The following is a 20,665-nucleotide window of genomic DNA, read 5'->3' on the forward strand; positions in this document are numbered from 1 at the left end:
GCGAGGCCGCGCGGGATAATCCCTGGGTGACTGCACCGTACCTCACCGCCGCGCTCTACAAGTTCGTCGACCTGCCCGACCACGCCGATTGGCGTGAACCGCTCATCGCGCTGTGCCGGGCGCATCAGGTCAAGGGCACGCTGCTCCTGGCGGCCGAGGGCATCAACGGCACCATCGCGGGGCCTGAGGCGGGCGTGCAGGCGGTGCTGGCCTGGCTGCGGCGCGATCCGCGCCTGAGCGACCTGGAGCACAAAGTCTCCTGGTCCGAGCGGCCGCCGTTTCACCGCCTCAAGGTGCGGCTCAAGCGCGAAATCGTGACCCTGCGCGTGCCTGGCTTGCGGCCGCAAGAGCACGCCGGCCGTTACGTGAAGCCCGAGGACTGGAACGCCCTGATCGCCCAGCCGGACGTGCTGCTGATCGACACGCGCAATCACTACGAGGTCAAGATCGGCAGCTTTGAGGGGGCGATCGACCCGGGTATCGGCGCCTTCACGGAGCTGCCCGCCTGGCTGGCGAACCAGCCGGCGCTGCAAGGCCCGGCAAAGCCGCGCGTGGCCATGTTCTGCACCGGTGGCATCCGCTGCGAGAAGTCCACGGCCCTGTTGCGCCAGCAAGGGTTTGAGGAGGTGTACCACCTGCAGGGGGGCATCCTGAAGTACCTGGAAACCGTGCCTGAGGCCGAGAGCCGCTGGCGCGGCGAGTGTTTTGTGTTCGATGAGCGGGTGAGTGTGGGCCATGGTTTGAAGCCTGGCGGGCACGCGCTGTGTCGCTCCTGCCGATGGCCGCTCGACGAGACCGACCGCGCCTCGCCGCTCTACGAGGAAGGGGTGAGCTGCCCCCATTGCCACGCCCAGCGCGGTGACGCGGACCGGGAGCGCCTGGCCGAGCGCCAACGCCAGGTCACGCTGGCGCGAGAACGCGGTCTGACCCATATCGGTTCGCCCATTCCCATGGCCGCAGCGCCGACCGGGGCCGAAGGATCCGTTGAGGGCGGGGCGGGTCCGGTGCGGCCTGCCAGCGTTCAGGGTGCCCAGAGCCAGCCGGTGTTGTCTTCGGCGGGTTCCGTCACCCGATAGAACGACGGGGCCTGCACCGTGATTGGCACGCTGTGTGGCCGGCGGTGCAGTTGGCTCAGGCGAAGGCCGCTCGCCGAGCGCTGCAGCCAGGCACCGGCCTGCAGGAGGGCCTGATCAAGGGTTTGAGACGAGGCCGGCCGGCGCCACAGCATGGCGGTGGCGGCCGCCATGGCGAGCTGGCGCTTGGCGCCCGACGAAGGCGCGGTTTGCCAGGCACGCAGGATGAGTTGGTGCGCGTGGGCGACATCGTTGTCGAGCAGGGCGATGGTGGCGTCGGTGGCCAGCACGATGGCGGTGATGCTGCGGTTGTCGCGCCGCGTGTGGCCCCCCAGTGTTTCGCGCAAACCCTGCAGTGCCGTGCGCGAGCGCGTTTGCCAGGCGATGTCGATGGCAAAGAGCCAGGCCTCGTCACGAAACCACAGGCTGCAGTGCGACAGCACCGGCAGGGCTTTCTCCACCAGTCGCCACGCTTCATGGGGCAAGCCGTTCAGCCGCAGGCGCCGCGCCAACAGCCAGTCCCGTGTGGCATTCCAGCGGGTCAGGCCGGTGAGGGGGAGGGCATCGAAGCCTTGCAGGCAGGCGCCGAGGCGCGCTTCGTCACCCAGCCGAGCGGCCAGGTCGCCCAGCGCGAGCCGGCACAGGATCCGGGGCGTGAGCCAGGGCGAGCGCTCGGCGAGCTCCTGGGCGCGGGAACACTCGCTCAAGGCGGTGTCGAGGTCGCCATCGGCATGCCGTGTCAGGCCGGAGAGGGCATGCAACAGGGCTTGCAGGCCTTCGCAGCCCGGCGAGACGTTGCTGCCGGCTTCGCTGCTGCGGTGGAAGGCCGGCCCGCCGGACGTCTCGCGCGTGATCTGCCGGTGCAGGTTGGCCAGGCGGTGCCAGCGGCGGATGCCTGCCGAGCCGTCCACCGCGGGCGCGTCGCGCAGGCTGCGCCACCACGCGGGCGGCGCCCAGTCGGCCCCCACCACCGCCATCAGGTGTTCGGCCGTCGCCCCGGCCCGCACCGCTTGAGGCGTGGTGGCGACGTGATCGAAGTGGGTCAAGGCACGGTCCACCAGATGGGCCACGCGGCGCGAGTCGCCAGCGGTCCATTCGTACACAGCCAGGCACAGGTCCGCCCAGCCTTCGTGGTGAGGGGCGTTCGAGCGGGAGGCCCGCCGCCGCAGCTCCAAGGCTTCCTGAGGTGCGCGCGGGTCACCACGCCAAGCGCTTTCCATGAGGATGTCGGCCTCGGCGTCCAGGCCGCGCTCGACCAGCGACCGGCACCACAGTGCGGGCAGGTGGAGGCTGGCGGGCCCCATCAGCGGTGGTGGGTGGCCAACCAAGGCGGCCAGCCGCTCCCAGCGGCGCTCCACCTCGCCCGGTGAGGTGGACAGCAGGATTTGGCGTAGGCGCATGGCCAGGGCGGCTGACCCGGCGGCTTGCCAGGCCGCTTTGAATGGCGAATCGGCGCTTGCGCTGACGCGCGTGCGCCAGTCGGGGGCCGAAATCTCGATGTCCATGGTGAACGCCGGACGAACCGTCTCCGCCTCGGTCGCCGGCGCTGCGTCCTTGTCCCGGGCGTCCGTCAACCGCAGGCGGCTTTGCGCGCGCACGGCGTCGTCGACCACGGTGGTGGTTTGGTCAGTGTCCAGCGGCTGCACCCCATGCGCTTGCAGCGACAACACGCCGAAGCCCGCCAGGGCGACGGGCATCCAGGTGGGCAGATCCAGTTCATCGTCCAGGCGGGTGAGTGGCCAGCGCACCGCCAGCAGGGCGGCGCCCCGCGAAGTGTGACCGGGGGCTACGCGGCGGTGCCGCACTTCGCCCACCACGCGGTAGCCCACCCGATGCACGGTGTGCACAGGGCACTCGAAACCAGGCGCGTCGCTCAGGGCTTTGCGCACCTTGAGCACGGCCTGGGCGATGACGGAGTCGGTCACACAGCGGCGCTGCCAGACCTGTTCCAACAGCTCTTCCTTGGCGACCACCCGGCCATGGTTCTTGAGCAAGTAGAGCAACAGGTCGAAGGCACGCCGCTCAAGGGGGCGCAGCACGCCGTCGCAGGTCAGTTCCCGGTGGTCGGAACGCAGCACGAACGGGCCGAAGGTGAATTCGTCGCCTCCGGAGGGGTGGCCGACCGGCGGAGGGGCGGCCGGGGCGCCTGTGAACTGGACAAGCGAAACCGGGGCAGCCCTGACGCGCCCCACTGCGCTGTGCTTTCGCATTTTGGCTTTTCCTCACCTGAAAAGCCGATTACAGCACTCCAAAAGTCGTCATTTTTCCGTAATTGAGAATACAAAAGGGCTAGGAAATAAGTCGACCGACCATCCTGCCAATCAGACCGTTAGCGACGCTTCGAGCATGGCGCGGTAGTCCTGCGGCGAGGCCAGCCGGGGATTGGTCTTGTGGCAATGGTCGGCCAGGGCGCCTTCGATCACCCGATCGAACAGCGAGCGGTCCACGCCCATGGCGGCGAGGCCATTGGGCAGGCCCAGCCGCGCGCTCATGCCAGCCACGGCCTGGGGCACTTCGGCGCCGGCGGCCAGGCCCATGGCCTGGGCCATGCGGTCCAGGCGCTGCTCGCGCCGCATGCTGTCGGCCTCGGCATTGAAACGGATCACGGCGGGCAGAAAGACGGCGTTGAGCGTGCCGTGGTGCAGGCGCGGGTTGATGCCGCCCAGGCTGTGGCTGAGGCTGTGCACGCAGCCCAGGCCCTTCTGGAAGGCCATGGCACCTTGCATGCTGGCGCTCATCATGTGCAGGCGGGCTTCGCGGTCACTGCCGTCGCGGGTGGCGCGTTCGATGTGGGCCCAGCCGCGGCGCAGGCCATCGAGCGCAATGCCGTCGGCCGGCGGGTTGAAGGCCGCGCTCATGAAGGTTTCCATGCAATGCGCGATGGCGTCCATGCCGGTGGCGGCGGTGAGCAGGGGCGGCAGACCCAGGGTGAGTTCGGGGTCGAGCAGCGCGGTGCGGGGGACGAGGTGCCAGCTGTGAAAACCCAGCTTGCGGCCGTCGTCGACGATGAGGATGGCGCCGCGCGCGACCTCGCTGCCGGTGCCGGCGGTGGTGGGCACGGCGATCAGGGGGGGCACGGCGGCGCCGATCTTGGGCGAGCCGCCTTCGATGGTGGCGTAGGTTTTGAGCGGCCCTTCGTGCGCGGCGGCAATGGCCACGCCTTTCGCGCAGTCGATGGCGCTGCCGCCGCCGAGCGCGATCAGGCCATCGCAGCGTTCGCGGCGGTAGATCTCGACCGCGGCCCGGACCGCGGCCTCGGTGGGATTGGAAGGGGTCTGGTCGAACACCGCGGCGGGCGTGCCCTGCAGCGCGGCCTGCAGTCTGTCGAGCAGGCCGGCGGCGCGCACGCCGGCGTCGGTGACGACCAGCGGACGGCGCATGCCCACGCGCTCGCACTCGGCGGGCAACTGCGACAAGGCCCCGTAGTCGATGAGGATGTTTGTCACGTAGAGGATCTGGGCCACGTCTGTCTCCGGTTATGGTTCGGGGAAGCGAAAACTATACGGACGCGATGCGCCAGCGCGGTCGCCGAGCCGACAAGCCCACCCATGTCCCACCCTTCGAACCCGCGCTCGCGCTTGACGCCGGCGATGCGCGGCGTGATCGACCGCATCGCGCGCGCCGGCCATCCGCCGTTCCACGCTCTCACGCCCGAGCAGGCGCGCCAGGCCTATGCCGCTGGCGCCGGCGTGCTCGAGATGTCGCCACCGGCGATCGCCCGCGTGCAGGACCTGCGCATTCCCACGCGCGACGGCGCCGAGCTGCCCGCGCGGCTGTTCGCACCGAGCGAGGCGGATGGCCTGCCGGTGCTGCTGTATTTCCATGGCGGCGGTTTCACCATCGGCAGCGTGGCCACGCACGAGCCCTTGTGCCGCGCGTTGGCGCACCAGGCGGGCTGCGCGGTGTTGTCGGTGGACTACCGGCTCGCGCCCGAGCACAAGTTCCCCGTCGCGGTGAACGACGCCTGGGACAGCCTGGCCTGGCTGCGCGGCCGGGCGGGCGCCCTGGGGCTGGACGCCGGGCGCATCGCCGTGGGAGGCGACAGCGCGGGCGGCACCCTGGCCATCGTGACCGCGCTGCAGGCGCGCGATGCGGGCTGGCCATTGGCGCTGCAACTGCTCTTCTATCCGGGCTGCGCGGGCCACCAGGACACGCCCTCGCACCACACCTACGCGCAAGGCTTCATCCTGGACGAGCCGACCATCCGCTATTTCTTTGGCCACTACCTGCGCACCCCGGCCGACCGCGACGACTGGCGCTTCGCCCCGCTGGACGGACGTGACGGGCATGGCGAGCCGAAGGATCTGAACGGCGTGGCCCCGGTGTGGATGGGCCTGGCCGAGTGCGATCCGCTGGTCGACGAGGGACTGGCCTTCTGCGACCGGCTGCGCCTGGCCGGTGTGCCGGTCGACTTGGACATCTACGCGGGCGTGGTGCACAACTTCGTGCAGTTCGGCCGCGCCATTCCCGAGGCGCGCACCGCCCACCGGCACGCCGCGAACGCTTTGAAAACCGCTTTTGGAGACGACTGACATGGGCCGACTGACACGGGACGATTTCCGCTTTTTCCACCGCCTGCGCGTGCGCTGGGCCGAGGTGGACATGCAGAAGATCGTGTTCAACGCGCATTACCTGATGTACTTCGACACCGCCATCAGCGACTACTGGCGCGCGCTGGCGCTGCCGTACGAAGAGTCGATGCACTCGCTGGCGGGCGATCTGTATGTGGTGAAGGCCACGGTGGAGTACCACGCCTCGGCGCGCGCGGACGAGCAGATCGACGTGGCCATGAAATGCGGCCGCGTGGGCACCAGTTCCATGGCCTTCACGGGCGCGATCTTCCGCGGCGACGAACACCTCATCACGGGCGAGATCGTCTACGTCTTCGCCGACCCGGCCACGCAGCGTTCGCGGCCCGTGCCCGATTCGCTGCGCGCCATCCTGCTGGGCCACGAGGCGGGCGAGGACATGGTGGACCTGCGCGTGGGCGGTTGGGCCGAGCTCGGCGACGGCGCGAGCCAGCTGCGAGCCGAGGTCTTCGTGCGCGAGCAGGGCATTCCGCTCGAGCTGGAAATGGACGCGGCCGACGCGGACGCGGTGCACGCCGTGGCGCGCAACCGCCTGGGCCGCGTGGTGGCCACGGGCCGGCTGCTGCGCGGCGATGCACCCGGTGTGTCGAAGATCGGCCGCATGGCCGTGCACCGCGTGCTGCGCGGCGGCAGCCTGGGCCGGCGCGTGCTCTTCGCGCTGATGGACGCGGCGCGAGCGCGGGGCGACCGCGAGGTGCAGTTGCACGCGCAGCGCAGCGCCGTGGGCTTCTACGCGCGACTGGGCTTTGCGCCCTTGGGCGAGGCGTTCGAGGAAGCCGGCATCCCGCACCAGACCATGGTCAAGACACTCTGATCCGCTCGCGCCGGTGCGCCCGCTCGCTCAGCGCGGGCGTGGCCGAGGCGCCGTCGTGGGTCCATTCGTCGATGCGCAGTTCGCCGTCGGCACCCCAGCGCAGGACGGTGGAGCAACGCGTGCCATAGGCGTGGTCCGGCCAATGGACGAAGGGGCTGGACAGCACGCGCTCCACGGCGTCGGGCACGCCGGTGCGCGGCAGTTCAGCGTCGGACGCGAGCGTGGTGTCGATGAGCGCACCACCCAGCGGTGGGGGCGTTTCGTCGCCGGCGTGCAGGGCCTCGCCCAGGGCCTGGGCGAGCCGGCGCGCCTTGGGCCAGGGGGTGTTCAAGGTGGCGTTGGACAAGGTGTGCACGCCCGGGCCGATGGCCCGCCAGTGGCGCTCGGGCGCTTGCTCGGCGTGGGGCGCGTCGGGGTGGCGGTTGCCGATCCAGGCCCACTCGCCGCGCCGCAGATCACCCACCACGAGGTTGAAGCCGGCGTAGGCGGCGGGGTCCAGGGTGTCGATGAAGCCGGTGCTGTCGGCACCGCTCTGCAGCCAGCGCGCCACCAGTTCGCCGCGGCTGCGGCCGCGCCGCTCGGCGCCGGGCTGGCGCACGTTGGTGAGCCAGGCGATGCGCCCTGCCGGGCTCAGGCCGAGCCAGGTGCCACCCTCTCGCAGGTCGCGTCCGCCGATGACCGGGGTGCCGTCGTCCAGGGCCCAGCGGTGCAGGGCGGCCGTGGGCCGTGCCCAGTACTCGTCGCGGTTGGCCGCCACCAGCAGGGGCACGCCGGGCGCGGCATCGATCGCGAAGGCGATCAGGCACATGCCTAGATGTCTTCCAGCAGGGGGTAGGGCAGGGGCAGGAGCTGCAGCTTGGCCTCGCCCGCGCGCAGCGGTGCGCCGTCGGCGGAGCCCGTCTGCATGGACACGATGGCGTTCCAGCCACCTTGTGGGTTCGGCGCGGCCTGCACGACGGTGCCTGTGGGCTGTTCGGCGTCGCTGGCGTGGAAGACGTCCTGGCCCGACTGCAGCGGCGCGTCGGCCTGCACCAGGTAGGCGCGGCGCTTTAGCGTGCCGCGGAACTGGCTGCGCGCCACGACCTCCTGGCCCGGGTAGCAGCCCTTCTTGAAGTTCACGCCGCCAACGGATTCGTAGTTGAGCATTTGCGGCACGAAGGCCTCGACCACGGCTTGGCCGAGGGTGGCCACGCCGCTCATCACTTCCAGCCAGTCCCATTGGGCCTCGCTGAGCGCCGCGCCGGCTGGCGCGGTCCCGGCCGGCCCCACCCACAGGGCGCGCGGCGCGCCGGCGCCGGGGTACAGGCGGACCGCGCTGGTGTCGCCGTCGACCAGATGGGTCCAGGGCGCGGCGCCGAGTCCGGCGGGCACGGCCTGGCCGGCCAGGCCGTGCAGCGCGAACCCGTCGCTGGCATCGCGCAGCTTCACCTTGGCGCGCAGCACGAACATCTGCAGGCGCTTGAGCGTGGGTGGCAGCAGGTCGCGGCGGCAGACCAGCAGGATGCGGTCGTGCGCGCGCTTGAAGGCGATGAAGCTGGCCAGCATGCGGCCCTTGGCGGTGCACAGGGCCGCCAGGCGGGCCTCGCTGACGCCGAGCAGGGCGAAATCCTGCGTGAGCTGGCTGTGGAGGAAGGCGGCGGCTTCGTCGCCCTCGGCGGCGATGACGCCGAGCGAGCCGAGCGGGGCCACGCCGTTCAGGGGGATGAGGGGGGAGGGCTGGGACATGCGCGCTGAATTATCATGGCCCGTCTGTCGCGCCGTCGCCGCCCGGCGCGTTCTCCCTGTCTCCAGCACGCCTTCATGCGCCTGTTCAAGTATTTGGTGGTTTACCCCCTGTTGCTCCTGGGCCTGGCCACCATGGCGGCCCACTGGTGGGTCCACCATCCCCTGAGCCTGCCGGCCACGGTCAGCGACAGTGCGCCGCTCGAGTTCGAGATCCCGGCGGGCAGTTCCGCGCGCGCGGCGGCCAACCGCATCGAGGCCGCCGGGGTAAACGCGCCGGCCGAGCTGCTGTACGCTTGGTTCCGCCTCTCGGGTGAGTCGCGCGACATCAAGGCCGGCGTGTACGAGATCGCTCCCGGCACCACGCCGCGCAGCCTGCTGGGCAAGCTGGTGCGCGGCGAGCAGGCCATGACCCATGCGCTGATCGTCGAGGGCTGGACCTCCAGCCAGGCCATCGATACCCTGCGCCGTTCACCCGATCTGCGCCAGGACCTGGAAGGCCTGAACCTGGCCCAGGTGATGGAGCGCATCGGCCGGCCCGGGGTGCACCCCGAGGGCCGCTTCTTCCCCGACACCTACCGCGTCGCCAAGCACACGCCGGTGTCCGCCGTGCTGCGCCAGGCCGCGCGCGCCATGGACGAGCGACTGGCCCAGGCCTGGGCCCAGCGCGATCCGAACGGGCCGCTGCAGTCGCCCGAGCAGGCGCTGATCCTGGCCAGCATCATCGAGAAGGAAACCGGCATGCCAGCCGACCGGGACCGCATCGCCGGCGTGTTCAGCAACCGGCTGCGCATCGGCATGCGCCTGCAGACCGATCCGAGCGTCATCTACGGCCTGGGCAATGCGTTCAACGGCAACCTGCGCCGCCAGCACCTGGACACCGATTCACCCTACAACACCTACACGCGCGCCGGCCTGCCGCCCACGCCCATCGCGCTGCCGGGAGAGGCCTCGCTGATGGCCGCGGTGCGGCCCGCGCGCACCAACGCCATGTACTTCGTCTCGCGCGGCGACGGCTCCAGCCAGTTCAGCGCCACGCTGGACGAGCACAACGCCGCCGTGCGGCGCTTCATCCTGCGCCGCTGATGTCCCACGCTTCCACCGGTCTTTTCATCAGCTTCGAGGGCATCGACGGTGCCGGCAAGTCCACGCACATCGACATGCTCGCCAAGGCCTTCGACGCCGCCGGCCGGCGCGTCGTGCTCACGCGCGAGCCGGGCGGCACGCCCTTGGCCGAGAAGCTGCGCACCCTGGTGCTCAACGACGCCATGGACCCGCTGAGCGAGTCGCTGCTGATGTTCGCCGCGCGGCGCGACCACCTGCGCCAGGTCATCGAACCCGCCCTGGCGCGCGGCGAGGTGGTGCTGTGCGACCGTTTCACCGACGCCACCTTCGCCTACCAGGGCCATGGGCGCGGCTTCGACCTGGCCGTGTTGGGCCAGCTGGAACGCTGGGTGCAGGCGCGCGAGCAGGGCGGCCTGCGCCAGCCCGACCTCACCCTGTGGTTCGACCTGCCGGCCGCCGTGGCGGCCGAGCGCCTGGCCGGTGCCCGCCTGCCCGATCGCTTCGAGTCCCAGCCCCAGGCCTTCTTCGAGCGCGTCAGCGCGGGCTATGCCGCGCGCGCCCAGGCCGAGCCCGCGCGTTTCGTGCGCATCGACGCCAACCAGCCGCGCGAGCGTGTGGCGGCGATCGTGCGCGATGCCTTCCAGCGGCGCGGTTGGCTGCCCCCCGCATGAAGACCTCCACGCTCCATCGCTGCGCAGGTCGCTGCCCCCCGAGGGGGCTGATCCCGCCTGGGGCGGCCCTGCGCCGGACCGCATGAGCGATACCGCCCTGGCCCCCTGGCTGCAACGCCAGCTGCGCACCCTGCTGGGCTGGCGCGCCCACGCGGTGCTGCTGTCCGGGCCGTCCGGCCTGGGCCAGTACGAGCTGGGCCTGGCCCTGGCCCGCGCCTGGTTGTGCGAGCGGCCCCAGCCGCACGGCGCCTGTGGGCAGTGTCCGAGCTGCCACGCCATCGACGTGCGCACGCACGCCGACCTGTGCGCGCTGCTGCCCGAAACCCTGAGCCTGGAGCGGGGCTGGCCGCTGGACGAGTCCACCCAGCGCGAGCTCGACGACAAGAAACGCAAGCCCAGCAAAGCCATTCGCGTGGAGGCCGCGCGCCAGGCCGTGGCCTTCACCCAGACCACCAGTGCGCGCGGCGGCACCCAGGTGGTGCTGGTCTACCCGGCCGAGCGGCTCAACGTCGAGGCCGCCAACACCCTGCTCAAGACCCTGGAAGAGCCCAGCCCCAGCGTGCGCTTCGTGCTGGCCACCGAGGCCGCGCACCTGCTGCTGCCCACCATCCGCAGCCGCTGCCAGACGCACACCCTGCAATGGCCCGCTGAGGCCGAGGCCTTGCCCTGGCTGCAGGCCACCGGCGAGGTGACGCCGACCGCCGCCGAGGCGTGGTGGCGCGCGTCCGGTGGCCGGCCCGACGAGGCCTTGGCGCTGTCGCGGCGTGGTTTCACGCCCGAGCAATGGGCCGGCCTGCCGCAGGCCCTGGCGCGCGGCGACTGGAAGGTGCTGGGCGAGCAGACGCCCGCGGCCCAGCTCGACGTGCTGCAAAAGCTCTGCCACGACCTCATGGCGCGCGCGGCCGGCGCCGCGCCGCGCTTCTTCCCGGCCGAGCAACTGCCGCCGCCGCCGCCCTGGCGCGTGCTGGCGCGCTGGTCCGACGAACTCGCGCAGGCGGCCCGCAGCGTGGAGCACCCTTATCAGGCCGGCTTGCTGCAGGAGGCCTGGGCCGCGCGGGCGCGTCAGGCCCTGGCGACCGCTCGTCGCTGAGGGGCGACCGGCCATGGCGCCGCGCTGAAAACTGCACGACCGCCGCGCTCTGTTATCGACCTTTCGACCCGGCCCTTGCCCGTAAACTCCACCGCATGAGCACCAACCCAGCCACCGCCGGCGCCGCAGCGCGGCCCAGCGTGATCCAGCTCTCGATCAAGGAGAAGGCCGCGCTGTACGCCGCCTACATTCCCTTGTTCGCCGATGGCGGCATCTTCATTCCTTCGTCGCGCGAGTACCGGTTGGGCGATGACGTCTACGTCCTGCTGAGCCTGCCCGACGACCCGCAGCGCTACCCGGTGGCCGGCAAGGTGGCCTGGGTCACGCCGGCCAAGGCCCAGGGCGGGCGCACCCAAGGCGTGGGCATCCGCTTCCCGGCGGATGAAAAATCGAAGCAGCTCAAGCTCAAGATCGAGGAAGTGCTGGGCGCCAATGTGAACTCCGATCGTCAGACGCAGACGCTCTGAGCCGGGCCCGCTCCCCCAGCGCCTCACCGCCACCGGCCGTGAGGCGCTGTGTTTTTGGGGGATCATTGGCGGATGTTCACCGACTCGCATTGCCATCTGAATTTCCCTGAGCTGCGCGAGCAGCTCCCCGCCATCCTGGACGCCATGTCGGCCGCCCAGGTCGGTCGCGCCCTGTGCATCTGCACCACGATGGAAGAGTTCGACGAGGTCCATGCCCTGGCGCGCGACCACGCCCACCTCTGGGCCACGGTGGGCGTGCACCCCGACAACGAAGGCGTGCGCGAACCCTCCCTGCAGGACCTGCTGGATGGCGCGGCGCGGCCCAAGGTGGTGGGCATCGGCGAGACCGGCCTGGACTACTACCGCCTGGGGCAGCGGACCCTGGCCGACATGGAGTGGCAGCGCGAGCGCTTTCGCGTGCACATCCGCGCCGCGCGCCAGACCGGGCTGCCGCTGGTGATCCACACCCGCAGCGCGTCCGACGACACGCTGGACATCCTGCGCGAGGAGGGCGGTTTTGGCCCTGGCGACGGGCGCGCCCCGGCCCGGGGCGTGTTCCACTGCTTCACGGAAACCGCCGAGGTCGCCCGCGCCGCGCTGGACCTGGATTTCTACATCTCCTTCTCGGGCATCCTGACCTTCCGCAACGCCGCCGACCTGCGCGAGACCGCGCGCCTGGTGCCGCTGGAGCGCCTGCTGATCGAAACCGACAGCCCCTACCTGGCCCCCGTGCCGCACCGCGGCAAGGTGAACACGCCGGCCCTGGTGCCGCACGTGGCGGCGCAGGTGGCCGAACTCAAAGGCCTGCCCGTGGAGGCCGTGGCCGAGGCCACCGGCCGCAATTTCGAGCGCCTGTTCGACCGCGTCACGGCGCCCTGAATCCCAGAAATTACTTGAGAAAAATGAAAAAGCGTATTGTTTTAAAAGGTCTAATGGCCTTGCTTGTTCTCAGTCCCGCTGCCTGGGCCAGTTCGTACGACGACTTCTTCACCGCGATCAAGCGCAACGACCCGGACACCCTGGCCAGCCTCGCTGCGCGCGGCTTCGACCTCAATACGCTGGACCCCAACGGCCAGCACCCGCTGTACCTGGCGCTGCGGGACGAGTCCGACCGCGCCGCGGCGTACCTGCTCAGCCGGCCCGAACTGAACGTGGAGGTCCGCAACGCCAAGGACGAGTCGCCGCTGATGATGGCCGCGCTCAAGGGCAAGCTGGACCTGGCGCGCCGCCTCATCGAGCGCCAGGCCGAGGTGAACAAGCCCGGCTGGGCGCCCTTGCACTATGCCGCCACCCACCCCAGCGAGCGCGCCGTGCCCATGGTGCACCTGCTGCTGGAGCACCACGCCTACATCGACGCCCAGTCGCCCAATGGCAGCACGCCGCTGATGATGGCCGCGCTCTATGGCCACCCTCAGGTGGTGCGCTTGTTGCTGGATTCGGGCGCCGATCCCCTGTTGAAGAACGAGCAGGGCCTGAGCGCCATCGACTTCGCCCGTCGGGCGGGGCGGGGCGACACCGCCGAGGCCATCGCTGCGGCCATCCGCGCCAAACAGCCGACCGGTCGCTGGTAAAACCGCCGGCCAGTCAGGCTGGCGTCAGCCATAGGTGTATCCCACATGCCTATGGGGCGGCCATGCGCAGACAATGCGCAAGCTTTTTTTTGCATCCCGAGGAGACAGACGTCGTGAAACCAACGAGCCAGAAGGACTTCGTGTCCGGCCTCATGTTCACCGCCGTGGGCATTGCCTTCGCGGTGGGCGCCACCAACTTCGATATCGGCAGCGCGGCCCGCATGGGGCCGGGCTACTTCCCCCTGTTGCTGGGCATCGTGCTGGCCCTGCTGGGGCTTCTGGTGACCCTGCAATCGTTCGGCCGGCCCAAGGGCGGCGACGACGGCTCGATCGGCGCCATCGCCTGGCGCCCGCTGGTTTTCATCCTGCTGGCCAACCTGGTCTTCGGCGTGCTGCTGGTGGGCCTGCCCTCGATCGGCCTGCCGCCCTTCGGCCTGATCGTGGCGATCTACGCGCTGGTCATCGTCTCGGGTTACGCGCGACCCAACCACAAGGTCAAGGAATCGATCGTGCTGGCCACCGTGCTCGCGGTGGGCAGCTACGGCGCTTTCGTCTACGCCCTCAATCTGCAGTTCCCGGTTCTGCCGTGGTTCCTGGGCCACTGATCACGGAGACAACAACACCATGGAACTGTTCGAACACCTCTCACTGGGCTTCAGCGTCGCCTTCACCGGGCAGAACCTGCTGTACGCCTTCGTCGGCTGCCTGCTGGGCACGCTCATCGGCGTGCTGCCGGGCCTGGGCCCGGTGGCCACCATCGCCATGCTGCTGCCCGTCACCTACGGCCTGGAGCCGGTGTCGGCGCTGATCATGCTGGCCGGCATCTACTACGGCGCGCAGTACGGCGGCTCCACCACCGCTATCCTGGTCAACCTGCCGGGTGAGTCGTCCTCGGTGGTGACCGTGCTGGATGGCTACCAGATGGCGCGCAAGGGCAGGGCAGGGCCCGCCCTGGCGGCCGCCGGCATCGGCTCGTTCTTCGCCGGTTGCGTGGGCACCCTGGTGCTGGCGGGCTTCGCGCCGCCGCTCACCGAAATCGCCCTGAGCTTCGGCCCGGCCGAGTACTTCTCGCTCATGGTGCTGGGCCTGATCGGCGCGGTGGTGCTGGCCTCGGGCTCGCTGGTCAAGGCCCTGGCCATGATCGTGCTGGGCCTGCTGATCGGCCTGATCGGCACCGACATCAACTCCGGCGTGGCGCGCTTCTCGTTCGACGTGCCCGAGCTCACCGACGGCGTGAGCTTCGTGGTGATCGCGATGGGCATCTTCGGCTACGGCGAGATCATCTCCAACCTGTCGCAGGACGAATCCGAGCGCGAGGTTTTCGTCGGCAAGGTCAAGGGCATCATGCCCACGGCCGAGGACTTCAAGCGCATGTTCCCGGCCATGGTCCGGGGCACGGCCCTGGGTTCGGCGCTGGGCATCCTGCCGGGCGGCGGCGCGCTGCTGTCGTCCTTCGCGGCCTATACCATCGAGAAGAAGACCAAGCTCAAGCCCGGTGAAGTGCCTTTCGGCCAGGGCAACATCCGCGGCGTGGCCGCGCCCGAATCGGCCAACAACGCCGGCTCGCAGACCTCCTTCATCCCGCTGCTGACCCTGGGCATTCCGCCCAACGCCGTGATGGCGCTGATGGTGGGTGCCATGACCATCCACAACATCCAGCCTGGCCCGCAGGTGATGACCAGCAACCCGGACCTGTTCTGGGGCCTGATCGCTTCGATGTGGATCGGCAACGCCATGCTGATCATCCTGAACCTGCCCCTGATCGGCATGTGGATCAAGCTGCTGACCGTGCCCTACCGCTGGCTGTACCCGGCCATCGTGCTGTTCTGCGCCGTGGGTGTGTACTCGACCAACAACAACAGCTTCGACATCTGGATGGTCGCGCTGTTCGGCCTGATCGGCTACATCTTCATCAAGCTCGGTTGCGAGGCCGCGCCGCTGCTGCTGGGCCTGATCCTGGGCCCGATGATGGAGGAGTACCTGCGCCGCGCGCTGCTGATTTCCCGTGGCGACTGGGGCGTGTTCGTCACGCGGCCCATCTCCGCCTCGCTGCTGGTCGCCGCCTTGCTGCTGCTGGTGATCGTGCTGCTGCCGGCGGTGAAGAAGAAGAGGGAAGAGGCCTTCGTGGAGGAGTGATCCCCTCCCTCCCAGAAAAAACCCAGTCCGCGGACTGGGTTTTTTTATGGCGATGGGGGAGGGGCGGTCGCTCAATCAAGCCCTTTCGCCACGCCGCTGCCTGGCCATCGCGATATGCGTCTCGAGTTGGTGAATGACCGGGTTTTCATCGCTCTTGAGGAGGGACGACAGTCCCGCCGCCACGGTCAGATCCAGGCTTTTGGCAAACGGCGAGTACTGCAATGAGCCGCAAAGACTGTTCAGTTCGGACAGCTTTTTCTTGAGCGTCTCAGGTTGATGTCGGAAGTGAAAACTCAATCCATCGTCGACGATGGTCCGAATGATGAATAGCTTGGCTTCATAGAGGCGCCGTCCGGCCATTGCCTCAGGCGGCAGCTGATAGACATGGTCTCGCGCCATTTTGCTCACGCGATCGATGAAGTCCCTGTCGGCATTGCTCTGCTGCAGTCCCATCTGATCGACGGCAGCCGCCACGGCCGCATGCGCTTGCATGGCCTCCACCTGATAGCCGCGCAGAGGTGCGTGGCCCCTCAGTTGAATGTTGTCCACCGTGCCGCTGCCGTACTCTTTGCCCACCGTCTCCGAAAGAAGGTGGTTGGCCAATTGCCGTTGTTTGCGAATGGTTGCTTTGGCGCCCGCGCTGCCCAAGATCGCCAGAAATTTGGTGGTGGAAAAATGCTTCTGATAAATAACGGTCTGGCCTTCGCTATTCGTTTTTGCTCGCAGGTGATGAGAGCCGGCGAAATTTTGCTTCAGGCTGAATGTCTGCGCGATTTGGTTAAGCGGCGCCGTCGACGCAACGGATGTTTTGTTCCAGGACATGATGTATCGGTCCAATCGATGGCAAGGACTCAGGCCTTCAGGGCCAGCGTATCCAGGGGTTGAGCGCAGGTCAGCGGTGAGCCGTCCAGGTTCAAAGGCCGAGCCACGATGTCTCGCCAAGCCCGGGCCTGTGTGGTGACGCGATTGAGCAGCGCCGTCAGCCCATCAATGTGCATCGGATCGATCGGCCAAGACGCCAGCAATTCGTAGCGGTGCTCCGGGCCCATGCCGATCCGTGGCAGCTCAAAAGCCGAGGCACAGCGGACGAGCAAGTCGTTGAAGACGGCCCGGGTGTCGGCCTGGGTGATCTGGCCCAGCTCCGTGCGCAACACCAAGCGGCCACTCTCGGGGTCGTGCTCAACGTCCAGCAGGGATTCGTCTTCCAGTACGACGATCCAGGCGTCCCCATCCTCATTCTGTTCGCGGACCACGGCCCAGACCGTGGACAGCTCGGCGGCCCGCTGAAGACAGTCTTCGATGATGTCGGCGTCCATTCGGTGTCCTTTCCAAGGTTCGGCGGCCAACCCTGGGGCGGGTGAACCGTTGGGCGTTCTGTGATGAAGCCGTGAGCGTGGTTCCGTCGTTAGATTCCACGATGTATATTATGTTAATAAACAGCTGCGCAGGCCGCACGAGCCAGGTTAGGCAAAACGCCCCATCCGAGCCCGCAGCCGACGCCGGAGCCCTTCCCTAGGCCGTCACCGGCAAGTGCTTTCCGAGGAAGCCCGCGAGGTCACGTGTGCAGGCCTGCGCCACCGCCACCGTGCGGCTGTAGCCCCAGAACAGATGGGTTGTTCCCGGGTACACCACGAGTTCGGCGCTTCGCCCCGCGCCGTTCAGGCGCCGGGCCAGCAGCACCGAGCTGTCCCGGTACACGTCGAGCTCAGCCGCCGCCAGGAACAGCGGAGGCATGTCGCTCAGGTCGGCCCGGCGGGTGTCCAGGCGCGGGTCCAGCCTCTGGCCGGGAGCGCCCGCGTACGCCTCGAACATCGCGGCGGCGCTGCGGCGCGATGGTGGCATCGGCCCGCCCCCGTGCGCTTGCATGGACGGGGTGTCGAGGTCGTCGTCGAACACGCCGACCACGAAGGCGCCCGCCCGGAGCCAACCAGCGCGATCAGGACCGAGGTGGACGGCGGCGCCCATGGCCACGCTGGCCCCCGCGGATGAGCCGCCGACAGCGAGGCGCGTCGGGTCGATGCCCCAGCGTGCGCCATGCACGCTCAGCCACCGAAGCGCCGCGGCGCTCTCTTCCACCGCCACCGGAAACGCCGCTTCGGGGACATGGGCGTAGTCCAGGCTGACGACGATGCCGCCCCAGGCCAGCGCCAGTTCGCGCAGCTGCCGGTCGCTGGAACGCGGCTCGCCCAGTCGGAAGCCGCCGCCATGAAAGAAGGCATAGGCCGGACGTGGCGTCTGGGAGGCCTGCGCAGCATAGACCGCCACCCGCAGGCCGCGCTCGGCCGACAGCGGCATCACCTCGTCGCGATCGACCGCCAGCCTGGGACCGCCCTCGTTCCACCAGGCCCGGGACGCCATGAACTGCGCCCGCGCCGCGGCCGCGCTGGCGTTCGGGGGGCCCAGGCCGGCCAGGATGTCGTCGGGGCGCCGCAGCGCGTCCGCAAGCTGCGGGTCCACGCCCGCGGGCAGCGGGGGCTCAGTTGGCCTGGACATTGAACTCCGTCAGCAGCTTGCCCCACTGCTCCACTTCCGCGCGGATCGTCTGGCCGAACTCTGCGGGAGTGGAGCCCACGGGTTCGATGCCCTGGTCGCGCATGGTTTTCGCGATCTCGGGGTCGGCCAGCAGCTCCTTCACGTCGCGCTGGATCTGATCGACGATGGGCTGGGGCGTGCCCGCCGGCGCCAGGAAGCCGAACCAGCCACCGCGCTCCATGCCTTTGATGCCCATTTCCTTGAACGTGGGCACGTCCGGCAGGACCTTGGAGCGCTCCGACGTGATGATGCCCAGCGGGCGCACCTTGCCGGCGCGGATGTGCGGCAGCGCGGTACCTACCGAGTTGAAGCTCGACTCGACGTGGCCACCCAGCAGGTCGTTCATCTGCAGCGCCTCGCCTTTGTAGGGCACGGGCAGCACGTCGATGCCGGTCTCGCGGCCAACGATCAGGCCGTAGACGTGGAAGCTGGAACCATTGCCGAAGTGCGCGTAGCGCAGCGGCCGTTTCGCGGCCTTGATGCCCGCCACCAGTTCCTGCAGCGTCTTGTAGGGGGAGTCGGCGCGCACGGCCAGGATGGACTCGGGCGTGGCGTACTGGGTGATGGCCACGAAGTCCTTGACCGGGTCGTACGGCGTTTCGGGGTACAGCAGCTTGACCGTGGAGTGGGTGACGAAGGTGGACAGCAGGGTGTGGCCGTCGGGCGCCGCGCGGGCCACGATTTCCCCGCCGATGCGGGTGGATGCGCCGGGCTTGTTGTCCACCACCACCGACTGCCCCCACTTCTTGCTCAGCCGCTCCGCGAGCAGGCGCGTGATGCGGTCCGGGCTGCTGGCCGGAGGGCCGGGCAGCACGATCCTCACCGTCTTGGATGGCCAGGCCTGCTGAGCCAGGGAGGACAGGGGGGCGCAGGCCATCAGGGTGGCGCACACCAGGCCGCAGAGGATTTTGTTCATGTGTCTCGCTCTTTCTTTCAAGGGGGGCGGAAGGGAAACGTTCAAGCCGTCAGGGCACGGCTGTGGGCGGGGGCAGCGGCCGGCGCCCGGCTCAGCGGCGCCAGTACCTGGTCACCGAACAGCTGGGTGGACCGCGCGGATTCCTCGTAGCTCAGGTCACCGAAGGCCATGCGGCACACGAGGTAGTTGATGCCCGTGCGCGCGACCTCCTCCTCGACCCATTGGCGCACGGTCGACGGGGCGCCGGCGATGCCGAGCCCGGCGGCCTGTGCCTGCTCGAAACGCTCCGGAAATGCCAGCGAGGCCGGTTGGGTGCCGTGTCGGACCCACAGGTGCATCAGCCGCTCGCGCCACAGCGTGTAGGCGCGGCTGGCGATGGCCATGGCCTGGGCGTCGGTGTCGGCGACCACCACATGCCGGCTCACGCCCAGGCGCGGCAGCGGACCGGTGGCGCCGATCGCGTGCCAGCGTTCGCGGTAGCGGTCGGTGACGGCGCGCACGCCGCTGGCCAGTCCGTTGCAGACGATGTTGATGCCGTTCTCGGCCGCCCAGTCCGCGCCCTGGGGCAGGCCGACCCCGTACCAGATCGGCGGCGGCGCCTGGTGGTAAGGCTGCAGCACGACCGGTACCTCGCGGAAGTTGAAATGCGTGCCGGCGAAATCCACCCGCTCGCGCGTGAGCGCCTGCTGGATGACCTGGTAGCCCTCGTGGTAGAGGCTTTGCGCCTGCGCCGGATCGACGCCGTAGTAGCCAATCTCGTAGGGCGACACGCCGCGGCCGAAGCCGACCTCCAGGCGCCCACGGCTCATCTGGTCCAGCATGCAGATCTCCTCGGCCACCCGCAGGGGATGGTGCATGCTGAGGGTGTAGACCAGCGGGCCGAAGCGCAGGCGGCGGGTGCGCTGCGCCACCGCCGCCAGGTACACGCTGGGCGACGGCGCGATGCCGAGCGGCGTGGAGTGGTGCTCGGCCAGGTGGTAGGCATAGAAGCCGGCCTGCTCGTAGTCCTGGACCAGTTGCAGGCGCTGCTCGTACTGGTCGGCCAGCGGCAGCCGGCCCCGGTCCATGTGGTCGAAGACGCCGAAGGACAGTTCGTGTGGCGGGTAGGGACGTGTGCTCATGTGGGGTGACGGCCCTTGGGACGGGCGAACAACTGGAAAACGGTGCCGGAGGGATCGCGCGCGGTCAGCGTGCGGCCGTGCGCGCCCATGTCGCGCTGACCGGTCACTTCCCCGCCGTGGCGGCGGATGGCGTCGGCGTCGGCCTCAAGGTCGTCGCTGTCGAAGACCAGCACGGGGCCGCGGCAGGCCTCGGCGGCCTCGGCCCGCGACGCGAGCGCGAAGCGGGCGTCGCCGACCTTCATTTCGAGCCAGCGGTCGGCGTCCTGGAACAGGTACTCGAAGCCCAGCGCCTTCTCGTAGAAGGCGCTCAGCGCCGCCACGTCGTCGTGGACGTGGTAAGCCAGGCGCAGCTTGGTGATTGCCATGTCGCTCTCCAGTGCCTCAGGCCGGCAGGAATTCGCCGCTCTTGTAGAGCAGCGAGCGCTGGTCGCGCTGGCGGATCTCGAGGATCTCGCCGACGAAGACGGTGTGGGTGCCGCAGTCCAGGCTTTGCACCACGCGGCAGGCGAAGGACACCAGCGCGTCGCGCAGCAGAGGCACGCCCTGGGCTCCGCTGGCCCAGTCCTCGGCGGCGAAGCGGTCGTCGGGGTCATCGGCCTGACGCGCGAAGGCGCGCGCGACGGGCACCTGCCCGTCGGACAGGTAATTGATGGCGAAGGCCTGGGCTTGTTCGATGCAGGCGTGGGCCCGCCCCACCCGGTTGACGCAGGCCAGCACCTGGGGCGGATCGGCGCTCACGCTGCAGACGGCGGTAGCGGTCAGGCCGCGGCGCCGTCCACCGTGCTCGGCCGTCACGACCGCGACCGCGGACGGCACCTTGCGCATGGCGCGCCGGAAGGCGTCGGCGTCGGCGGTGGTTGTCATCTTGAAATTCTCTATTGTTGAAATATTGGATAAT

Annotated in this window: 22 protein-coding genes; 11 read left to right on the forward strand and 11 right to left on the reverse strand. The window is 69.4% G+C overall.

Annotation, left to right across the window (positions count from 1 at the left end; all coding sequences use genetic code 11):
• The first annotated feature begins 26 nt into the window (after positions 1–26).
• Entirely contained in the window at positions 27–1,076 is a 1,050-nt protein-coding gene (locus tag SOM08_RS14675; protein ID WP_116957318.1) for a rhodanese-related sulfurtransferase, read from the forward strand.
• On the opposite strand, the gene SOM08_RS14680 is transcribed toward SOM08_RS14675, so the two are convergent.
• On the reverse strand, positions 1,022–3,283 hold the full coding sequence (locus SOM08_RS14680; RefSeq protein ID WP_322469189.1) for a winged helix-turn-helix domain-containing protein: 2,262 nt from the start codon (positions 3,281–3,283) through the stop codon (positions 1,022–1,024). The two genes, SOM08_RS14675 and SOM08_RS14680, sit on opposite strands and share 55 nt — an antisense overlap.
• 111 nt (positions 3,284–3,394) lie before the next feature.
• A complete protein-coding gene (locus SOM08_RS14685; protein ID WP_116957320.1) occupies positions 3,395–4,537 on the reverse strand; it encodes an iron-containing alcohol dehydrogenase in 1,143 nt (380 codons plus the stop codon).
• Between the two features lie 84 nt (positions 4,538–4,621).
• On the opposite strand from SOM08_RS14685, the gene SOM08_RS14690 reads away from it, so the two are divergent.
• Positions 4,622–5,605 (forward strand): alpha/beta hydrolase, encoded by a 984-nt coding sequence (locus SOM08_RS14690; protein WP_322469190.1) that lies wholly within the window; start codon positions 4,622–4,624, stop codon positions 5,603–5,605.
• A gap of 1 nt (position 5,606) precedes the next feature.
• Positions 5,607–6,476 (forward strand): YbgC/FadM family acyl-CoA thioesterase, encoded by an 870-nt coding sequence (locus SOM08_RS14695; protein ID WP_116957322.1) that lies wholly within the window; start codon positions 5,607–5,609, stop codon positions 6,474–6,476.
• Here SOM08_RS14695 and SOM08_RS14700 read toward each other — a convergent pair.
• Together SOM08_RS14700 and SOM08_RS14705 are read right to left on the reverse strand one after the other, a co-directional pair.
• Complete coding sequence (locus tag SOM08_RS14700) at positions 6,463–7,284, reverse strand: NRDE family protein (protein WP_116957323.1); 822 nt, start codon at positions 7,282–7,284, stop codon at positions 6,463–6,465. The two genes, SOM08_RS14695 and SOM08_RS14700, sit on opposite strands and share 14 nt — an antisense overlap.
• A 2-nt stretch (positions 7,285–7,286) precedes the next feature.
• A complete protein-coding gene (locus SOM08_RS14705; protein ID WP_322469191.1) occupies positions 7,287–8,201 on the reverse strand; it encodes a folate-binding protein in 915 nt (304 codons plus the stop codon).
• 75 nt (positions 8,202–8,276) lie between these two features.
• On the opposite strand from SOM08_RS14705, the gene mltG reads away from it, so the two are divergent.
• From mltG to SOM08_RS14745, 8 genes are all read left to right on the forward strand, one after another.
• Positions 8,277–9,284, forward strand: coding sequence for an endolytic transglycosylase MltG (gene mltG, locus SOM08_RS14710; protein ID WP_322469192.1), 1,008 nt, complete (start codon positions 8,277–8,279; stop codon positions 9,282–9,284).
• A complete protein-coding gene (gene tmk / locus SOM08_RS14715; protein WP_116957325.1) occupies positions 9,284–9,934 on the forward strand; it encodes a dTMP kinase in 651 nt (216 codons plus the stop codon). Before mltG ends, tmk begins: the two co-directional genes overlap by 1 nt.
• An 82-nt stretch (positions 9,935–10,016) precedes the next feature.
• On the forward strand, positions 10,017–11,024 hold the full coding sequence (locus SOM08_RS14720; RefSeq protein ID WP_322469193.1) for a DNA polymerase III subunit delta': 1,008 nt from the start codon (positions 10,017–10,019) through the stop codon (positions 11,022–11,024).
• Between the two features lie 95 nt (positions 11,025–11,119).
• Complete coding sequence (locus SOM08_RS14725) at positions 11,120–11,491, forward strand: PilZ domain-containing protein (protein WP_070398411.1); 372 nt, start codon at positions 11,120–11,122, stop codon at positions 11,489–11,491.
• A gap of 72 nt (positions 11,492–11,563) precedes the next feature.
• Positions 11,564–12,370, forward strand: coding sequence for a TatD family hydrolase (locus SOM08_RS14730; protein WP_322469194.1), 807 nt, complete (start codon positions 11,564–11,566; stop codon positions 12,368–12,370).
• Between the two features lie 53 nt (positions 12,371–12,423).
• Positions 12,424–13,062 (forward strand): ankyrin repeat domain-containing protein, encoded by a 639-nt coding sequence (locus SOM08_RS14735; RefSeq protein WP_322469195.1) that lies wholly within the window; start codon positions 12,424–12,426, stop codon positions 13,060–13,062.
• Between the two features lie 113 nt (positions 13,063–13,175).
• Positions 13,176–13,667: a tripartite tricarboxylate transporter TctB family protein gene (locus SOM08_RS14740; protein ID WP_322469196.1), complete on the forward strand. Its 492-nt coding sequence runs from the start codon at positions 13,176–13,178 to the stop codon at positions 13,665–13,667.
• Positions 13,668–13,686: 19 nt separating this feature from the next.
• Positions 13,687–15,198 carry a tripartite tricarboxylate transporter permease gene (locus SOM08_RS14745; protein WP_070398415.1) on the forward strand — a complete coding sequence of 504 codons (1,512 nt, stop codon included), beginning with the start codon at positions 13,687–13,689 and terminating at the stop codon, positions 15,196–15,198.
• Positions 15,199–15,273: 75 nt separating this feature from the next.
• Here SOM08_RS14745 and SOM08_RS14750 read toward each other — a convergent pair whose 3' ends face one another.
• From SOM08_RS14750 to SOM08_RS14780, 7 genes are all read right to left on the reverse strand, one after another.
• The gene (locus SOM08_RS14750; RefSeq protein WP_147326156.1) at positions 15,274–16,020 is read right to left on the reverse strand and encodes a hypothetical protein; all 747 of its coding nucleotides are present in this window, start codon (positions 16,018–16,020) and stop codon (positions 15,274–15,276) included.
• A 29-nt stretch (positions 16,021–16,049) separates the two neighbouring features.
• Positions 16,050–16,514 (reverse strand): type III secretion system chaperone, encoded by a 465-nt coding sequence (locus SOM08_RS14755; RefSeq protein ID WP_322469197.1) that lies wholly within the window; start codon positions 16,512–16,514, stop codon positions 16,050–16,052.
• A gap of 196 nt (positions 16,515–16,710) precedes the next feature.
• Positions 16,711–17,691: an alpha/beta hydrolase fold domain-containing protein gene (locus SOM08_RS14760; RefSeq protein WP_322469198.1), complete on the reverse strand. Its 981-nt coding sequence runs from the start codon at positions 17,689–17,691 to the stop codon at positions 16,711–16,713.
• Positions 17,675–18,646 carry a tripartite tricarboxylate transporter substrate binding protein gene (locus SOM08_RS14765; protein ID WP_322469199.1) on the reverse strand — a complete coding sequence of 324 codons (972 nt, stop codon included), beginning with the start codon at positions 18,644–18,646 and terminating at the stop codon, positions 17,675–17,677. Before SOM08_RS14765 ends, SOM08_RS14760 begins: the two co-directional genes overlap by 17 nt.
• A gap of 41 nt (positions 18,647–18,687) precedes the next feature.
• Positions 18,688–19,767 carry an LLM class flavin-dependent oxidoreductase gene (locus tag SOM08_RS14770; RefSeq protein ID WP_322469200.1) on the reverse strand — a complete coding sequence of 360 codons (1,080 nt, stop codon included), beginning with the start codon at positions 19,765–19,767 and terminating at the stop codon, positions 18,688–18,690.
• Positions 19,764–20,132, reverse strand: coding sequence for a VOC family protein (locus tag SOM08_RS14775; RefSeq protein WP_286850926.1), 369 nt, complete (start codon positions 20,130–20,132; stop codon positions 19,764–19,766). Before SOM08_RS14775 ends, SOM08_RS14770 begins: the two co-directional genes overlap by 4 nt.
• Before the next feature lie 16 nt (positions 20,133–20,148).
• Complete coding sequence (locus SOM08_RS14780) at positions 20,149–20,631, reverse strand: flavin reductase family protein (RefSeq protein WP_322469201.1); 483 nt, start codon at positions 20,629–20,631, stop codon at positions 20,149–20,151.
• Positions 20,632–20,665: the final 34 nt, after the last annotated feature.

Origin of the sequence: Hydrogenophaga sp. SNF1 (assembly GCF_034421675.1) — a bacterium.
GTDB classification, from domain to species: Bacteria; Pseudomonadota; Gammaproteobacteria; order Burkholderiales; family Burkholderiaceae_C; genus Hydrogenophaga; species Hydrogenophaga borbori.

Excerpts from the sequence above, each read along its gene's own strand:
- SOM08_RS14705 (WP_322469191.1), bottom strand. The coding sequence starts at position 8,201 with ATGTCCCAGCCCTCCCCCCTCATCCCCCTGAACGGCGTGGCCCCGCTC.
- SOM08_RS14775 (WP_286850926.1), bottom strand. The coding sequence starts at position 20,132 with ATGGCAATCACCAAGCTGCGCCTGGCTTACCACGTCCACGACGACGTG.
- SOM08_RS14680 (WP_322469189.1), bottom strand. The coding sequence starts at position 3,283 with ATGCGAAAGCACAGCGCAGTGGGGCGCGTCAGGGCTGCCCCGGTTTCG.
- SOM08_RS14725 (WP_070398411.1), top strand. The coding sequence starts at position 11,120 with ATGAGCACCAACCCAGCCACCGCCGGCGCCGCAGCGCGGCCCAGCGTG.
- SOM08_RS14735 (WP_322469195.1), top strand. The coding sequence starts at position 12,424 with ATGGCCTTGCTTGTTCTCAGTCCCGCTGCCTGGGCCAGTTCGTACGAC.
- SOM08_RS14720 (WP_322469193.1), top strand. The coding sequence starts at position 10,017 with ATGAGCGATACCGCCCTGGCCCCCTGGCTGCAACGCCAGCTGCGCACC.
- SOM08_RS14770 (WP_322469200.1), bottom strand. The coding sequence starts at position 19,767 with ATGAGCACACGTCCCTACCCGCCACACGAACTGTCCTTCGGCGTCTTC.
- SOM08_RS14780 (WP_322469201.1), bottom strand. The coding sequence starts at position 20,631 with ATGACAACCACCGCCGACGCCGACGCCTTCCGGCGCGCCATGCGCAAG.
- SOM08_RS14755 (WP_322469197.1), bottom strand. The coding sequence starts at position 16,514 with ATGGACGCCGACATCATCGAAGACTGTCTTCAGCGGGCCGCCGAGCTG.
- mltG (WP_322469192.1), top strand. The coding sequence starts at position 8,277 with ATGCGCCTGTTCAAGTATTTGGTGGTTTACCCCCTGTTGCTCCTGGGC.
- SOM08_RS14750 (WP_147326156.1), bottom strand. The coding sequence starts at position 16,020 with ATGTCCTGGAACAAAACATCCGTTGCGTCGACGGCGCCGCTTAACCAA.
- SOM08_RS14690 (WP_322469190.1), top strand. The coding sequence starts at position 4,622 with ATGTCCCACCCTTCGAACCCGCGCTCGCGCTTGACGCCGGCGATGCGC.
- SOM08_RS14745 (WP_070398415.1), top strand. The coding sequence starts at position 13,687 with ATGGAACTGTTCGAACACCTCTCACTGGGCTTCAGCGTCGCCTTCACC.
- SOM08_RS14730 (WP_322469194.1), top strand. The coding sequence starts at position 11,564 with ATGTTCACCGACTCGCATTGCCATCTGAATTTCCCTGAGCTGCGCGAG.
- SOM08_RS14765 (WP_322469199.1), bottom strand. The coding sequence starts at position 18,646 with ATGAACAAAATCCTCTGCGGCCTGGTGTGCGCCACCCTGATGGCCTGC.
- SOM08_RS14700 (WP_116957323.1), bottom strand. The coding sequence starts at position 7,284 with ATGTGCCTGATCGCCTTCGCGATCGATGCCGCGCCCGGCGTGCCCCTG.
- SOM08_RS14760 (WP_322469198.1), bottom strand. The coding sequence starts at position 17,691 with ATGTCCAGGCCAACTGAGCCCCCGCTGCCCGCGGGCGTGGACCCGCAG.
- tmk (WP_116957325.1), top strand. The coding sequence starts at position 9,284 with ATGTCCCACGCTTCCACCGGTCTTTTCATCAGCTTCGAGGGCATCGAC.
- SOM08_RS14695 (WP_116957322.1), top strand. The coding sequence starts at position 5,607 with ATGGGCCGACTGACACGGGACGATTTCCGCTTTTTCCACCGCCTGCGC.